Genomic DNA, 5,667 nt, shown 5'->3' with positions numbered 1-5,667 from the left:
GAACGATAACTGTCTTGCTGCTTCGGCTACACCCACTTTCTCGGCTAGCTTCAGAGTTTCAGCTTTAAATTCAGGCGTGTGTTTGATTCTGTTTTTTTGATTTGTCATGTTTCACCTCGTTAGTGATTTTACTCACTTAACTCAGTGTCCAAAATTGCTGGTGCAGATCAAATTAGTATAGCGTTCATAGAAAGTAATTAGGAGCGCAACAATGCAAACACGAGCACACTTTGAGAATGACAATCAAGATAATTTCGCTTTTCTAAAAGATGGTTTGGGGGAGCTATATAAACAAGCCGTTTTAGCTGAGCGCTACTATTTTACCGATCCTCAATCGAGTATGGCGAAGATACGACTATTTGTTGAACTTGCTTGCCATGAATTAGGGATGCATTTCAAATTACGCCCACCTGTGCATGGTGATCTATCTAACAAGATCAAGATGCTACAAGCATCTCACTGTATTGAAGAGTGGGTTATTGGTGAGATGAATATCTTGCGTCATGATGGCAACCGATCTGTTCACATGACAGAAGTGAATGGTGCTTATATCGCAGAAATGAAAGTCTCTCGCACGCGTATGAAGAAACATATGAGTAGCCTTTTTGAGATTGCGAATTATGTAGGTAAAACCATTCTAGGGACTCAGCCAAAGAGCTATGACACTTGGCAGGAACCGAAACCGTGTGAGTTGTCGTCACTCGTAACTGATGCGCTGAAAGGCTCAAAAGAAGCGAGCTACTATTTAGCCAATCGGATCTATACCGAGTTGCTAGAGATGAGTGAACAAACAGGTAAGTCTCGTTGGTGGCAGAAAGAGCAATACCTCGATAAGCAAGCTGACCTTCGCTACTGGTTAGAGAAAAGTCACCGACAGGGTCACCCTCAAAGTTGGTTGTTGTTCGCTAAATGCCAATCAAATAAATTATTGCCCGTAGCAGCAAAGCGTAATGTGAAAGAGTGTTTTAAGCAGGCGCTCAAGTTTGATGAAGATGGAGAGGTTGCTTTCGAGTTTGGTTCGTACTTGCTTAAGCATGAAGAAACTAAGCTTGGCGCAGATTACATTCGTCAATCCGCAGAACGAGGCTACCATCAGGCGCTTTCATTCCAATTAGACGTAACATTTCGCTCTGGCGGCAATAAAGAGAACTGGGTTGAGCGTGCCATTGAATATCGCTTACCAGAAGCATTCACAGCCGAAGTATTCCTTAAATTGGAAACGTATGAGGCTGAGCCAACAGAAGATACATTAAAGGCACTTCGCTCAGCTTTGGTTGTCGCTCAATCACGCCGTTCACCAGGTATTGCTCTGCTTAAGTCATACGTTGATTTGACAGTATATGCAGTGCAGCAGCGCGACAAATCGGCTCAAAATCAAGCTATTCAAGCCATGGTTGATAGCTATGAATCCGTACCAGCTTACCTTGATGTAGAGCTTCGTCTGTTCAATCAAATTTCACAAGATGATAAACACTACGATTTGATGATTAAAATTTATCACCAATCTATTCAACAGGTTAGATCTGAAATTGAAGCGGCAGGCATAAAATATACCGTGGTTAAGCATGCATTAAGTAAGGCTGGAGAGAAGTTTAAGATGCGCGATGGTGTAAAGACGCCAAAGCCAATTCCGACTCTGTTACAAGAAGCTGCGGACGCAGGGCACAGTGAAGCGCGGGCATACGTTAACAGTGCAGAGGGTAAGGCACTTCTCAAGCGAATTGGTTTTACCTGCCAAGGTAAAATGCACAAAAATGCGGCGGAGAAGCAAAAGAATAAGCGTAAACGTAAACGTAAGTTGGTGAAGCAAGCAAAGCGCAACTCATAGGAAGCAGAATAGATGGCTTTACTAACTATCCCAACTACTGAGCTTGGTTTTGAGTATGACCTTGAACTAGAGCCATGGAGTAAAAAACTTCAGGGATATCGGACAATAGGTCAATGGCGTTTCCCTCTTGAAGGTGGTCTAGGGCTAGGATTCAATTTTTTGCATCAATATGACTACTGTGGTTGGGTCGACACTATTCCTCAGGCCCTATTAAGAGCGACAGAGGATTACCCAGAGTTCCAATATCAGATGCTCTGGCTTGCAGCGAATAGCCTAGCAGCAATGCAATTGCTAGAAGCGAGGCCAATGCTGCTTGCGTTAGTGTGTAACAAACACCGTGTTGATAATAGGCAAGCATTCGCGATGTGTCGTTTAGGGCAAAAGCAAATCCTATCTAAATTGGGGCTTGATGGAACCAAAGCCGCTCTGAAGTTTATCGATAAACTGGCACTCGATTTTTCAAAAGGTGATGAAGTCGAGCAGGTTAAGCGCATGCTTAACCCTCTAGATAAACGTTATCTTAGGCTGCGTCATTACTCTACGGTTGACTACACCGCGCTTCGCCTTGATCAAATTTTCCCATTTTTGAGTGGTGGCCTCCTTGGTCGATCTCTTATCAAGCAAGGTTCAATAGTTCAGAGAGTGCGTTTATCGGAATTTCAAGATGCTATTCAACTCGGTATTGCGCTAGGTATTGATGGCCCACTAGATGTAATCAGTAACCAGCGTAGTTTGGATAAATTTAGAGAGCTGCATGACCGCTGGGCTATCAGGAATAATCGTTGGACTTCTCAAGTAGAGAGTGGAGGAGATATAGACTGGGATGCTCCTTACGAGATAGCTCTGAACGGTAATGATTTGATAAAACCTATCATCAATTATCGCCAGCTACATAGAGAAGGGACGGAACAAATACACTGCATTGCTGTTTATCACCACCGAATTAAAGGTGGTAGATATCTTGCGTTTCAAATGCATCAGCCACAACGATTAACCATCGGAATCAGGCGAAAACCTCAAGGAACCTTCCCGTTCGAAATAGATCAAATCTGCGCAAAGAGAAATAGACCGCCGAACGAAGAAAGCAAAGCCTTGATTCATCGCTGGTTTGAGCAATGTAAGCAAAACGAAAAGGCAGGATCGACCGCACAATCATTTTTAAGTAGTAATCAACAGGAGTAATAACATGAAAAAGTTTAAAGGGCGTATTCAACTTCCAAACGGTGTAACTCAGGACGTGATTGTTGAAGCTGACAATCAATACAAAGCAACACAGCTAGCAAAGTCGATGTATCAAGGAGCAAAGATAAGTCGTTCGTTTATGCAGGTTAAATAAGTACAAAGTTTATTGTACAGCATTCTGTTTGTTAGGGAGTTCAGGTATACTAGTGTTCGATATGGTTAGTTTTTGTATTGAAGGTTGATATGAGCTTTTCAGTTAAATATTTTAGTTTAGTTAAACAATTAGGTATCATATTTGATCAGAGTAACTTTCCTAGCACTGAGTCTGTTGAGTATAAACAATTATGTTTAGATTTGGATAAGCTTCCCATGGCTTTGCAAGACACGTTATTAGATCAGGTTCATTTGGATTTTTTAAGTGCTATTTCGACAAGCAAAGGTTGTATATATCTAAAAGATAATTCCGATTATGGAGTTTTTTATTCAGAGGGATATGGTAACGGGCGAGCAGTTGGCAGTTTTGGTGGCTTTTATATTTCTCGTAATCGAAGAGCAAGACCGTTACAAGCGATATTTCATAATCCTCAAAGAGAAAGCCGAAGGGTCGATTGTGATAACTATACTCAAGGTTTTATAAGATCTTGGAAGGAAGACCGAACGATTAACACCTCTTTGTCTCAGGTTATCAGATTAATTGTTAGTGATGGGGACTTCACGGCTATAGATGGTCGTTTTTGGCAGTATATTGATAGTATTGAAAACGCGTACCATAGCGTGATAATAGAGCTTTTTAGTCGTCTTTCTAAGCTGCCTAGTGAGAACAAAATATTCAGTTCTAATGACGCTAACCAAATGCTTTTTAAATTTGATAACAGAGCAATTTTTGGGGGGCTTAGATTCTATGGAAATGCCCCAAATAAAGTGTTATCTCTGGAAGTTACGAAGAACCAGTTAACAAATAGTCAACAACAATGTCTAGCTACTTCTTTAAAAGAATTCTCATTAAAGAATGCGTTTGATGATGGCGATACAAATTGGAAAAAGTTTAAGTTTTCGGATACCTCCCTAATAGAAGCGTTAAAAGCTATTTTGTCATGGTGGCTTCCATTCGAAGGCGATGTTGAAACAGATGCAATGACTATTGATAAACCATTAGAGAGCGCAAGTAACATGTCAGCAAAGATCTCATTAAACCAAATCCTTTTCGGTCCTCCTGGTACAGGTAAAACCTACCATACTATTGAAGCAGCAGTTAAAGCGGTTGAACCTGAGTTTTACAATTCACTTAATATTGACCCAATTCAAGGTTCAAAAGAAATTCAACGCAAGCAACTTGCCATAAAATACAATGAGTTAAGTGAGTCTGGGCGTATTCGTTTTGTAACCTTCCATCAAAGCTATGGGTATGAAGAGTTTGTTGAAGGGCTTTCAGCTCAAACGACAGAAAACGAGCAAGTAACCTATAAAATTAAAGATGGGGTTTTCAAAAATATTGCTGATGATGCGAGGAACAATCAGGATGACAATCAAAATTACGTACTGGTTATCGATGAAATTAACCGAGGCAATATTTCCAAGATCTTTGGTGAGTTGATCACTTTGATTGAACCTTCAAAGCGTAAACCTAAAAGCGATTCGAGTGAGCTAGATGAATCCATTGAGTTAACGTTACCATACTCTGGCGACACTTTCTCAGTACCAGATAACTTACACATCATTGGTACTATGAACACCGCTGATCGTTCATTAGCGATGATGGACACAGCACTTCGCCGCCGCTTTGACTTTAAAGAGATGATGCCACAGCCTGAATTGTTCAAAGGCCGAAAAGTAAAGGGTATCGACCTTGCTGAGCTTTTGAAAACGCTAAATAAACGTATTGAAGTGCTTTATGACCGTGAACATACACTAGGCCATGCTTTCTTCTTTCCTGTCTATAACGAAAAAGATGATGAAAAAGCATTCGTAGAACTTCAAAGAGCTTTCAAAAACAAGATTATCCCTCTACTTGAAGAGTACTTCTACGAAGATTGGAATAAGATTCGTCTTGTATTAGGAGATAACCTGAAATCTGATTCTGATGAAAGCCTTCGCTTTTTAGCTAAACAGGAAGATATGTACAGCGATTTGTTTGGGTCTAACCATGGTTTAGATCTTTACGAAGATAAAAAGGTCACGTACTCAATCAAACCTTTTGAGGGAGATGAGACTCCGTGGGGTAAGTCATCAGCATACATTGGCATCTATCAAAAGTTAGCGAGTGAGTCTAGTGAAAGCGAAGCATGAAATCACACTCTTTGAGTTCGACTGTTTAGTTGCTGAAGGCGTTTCAAAACGTAGTTCTTTGCCTTCTAATATCAACGTTGTCTCTAACTCTGCTTGATCCGCACCAGTAGTTTTGGACACTGAGTTAAGTGAGTAAAATCACTAACGAGGTGAAACATGACAAATCAAAAAAACAGAATCAAACACACGCCTGAATTTAAAGCTGAAACTCTGAAGCTAGCCGAGAAAGTGGGTGTAGCCGAAGCAGCAAGACAGTTATCGTTATATGAGTCTCAAATCTATACATGGCGTAAAAGCTCGAACAAAAACACCGAGACCAGTCAACGAGAACAAGAAATCGCGGCACAAGTAGCTAAACTCAAGAGGCAGCT

Annotated in this window: 5 protein-coding genes; all 5 read left to right on the top strand. The window is 40.8% G+C overall.

Annotated elements, in window-relative coordinates:
• Positions 1-211 precede the first annotated feature (211 nt).
• Positions 212-1,828 (top strand): DUF4145 domain-containing protein, encoded by a 1,617-nt coding sequence (locus tag RH85_RS17020; RefSeq protein WP_006713946.1) that lies wholly within the window; start codon positions 212-214, stop codon positions 1,826-1,828.
• 12 nt (positions 1,829-1,840) lie between these two features.
• Complete coding sequence (locus RH85_RS17015; protein WP_006713945.1) at positions 1,841-3,010, top strand: PcfJ domain-containing protein; 1,170 nt, start codon at positions 1,841-1,843, stop codon at positions 3,008-3,010.
• A 4-nt stretch (positions 3,011-3,014) separates the two neighbouring features.
• Entirely contained in the window at positions 3,015-3,164 is a 150-nt protein-coding gene (locus RH85_RS23205; RefSeq protein ID WP_006713944.1) for a hypothetical protein, read from the top strand.
• A gap of 89 nt (positions 3,165-3,253) precedes the next feature.
• Positions 3,254-5,296, top strand: coding sequence for an McrB family protein (locus tag RH85_RS17010; RefSeq protein WP_083824892.1), 2,043 nt, complete (start codon positions 3,254-3,256; stop codon positions 5,294-5,296).
• A 156-nt stretch (positions 5,297-5,452) separates the two neighbouring features.
• On the top strand, positions 5,453-5,667 hold a 215-nt coding region (locus RH85_RS17005; RefSeq protein ID WP_006713941.1), incomplete at its 3' end, for an IS3 family transposase.

Origin of the sequence: Vibrio ichthyoenteri ATCC 700023, from assembly GCF_000222605.1 — a bacterium.
Taxonomy (GTDB): Bacteria; Pseudomonadota; Gammaproteobacteria; order Enterobacterales; family Vibrionaceae; genus Vibrio; species Vibrio ichthyoenteri.
Note: the sequence above shows the minus strand (reverse complement) of the source record. Positions and strands in the feature narration are given on the sequence as shown.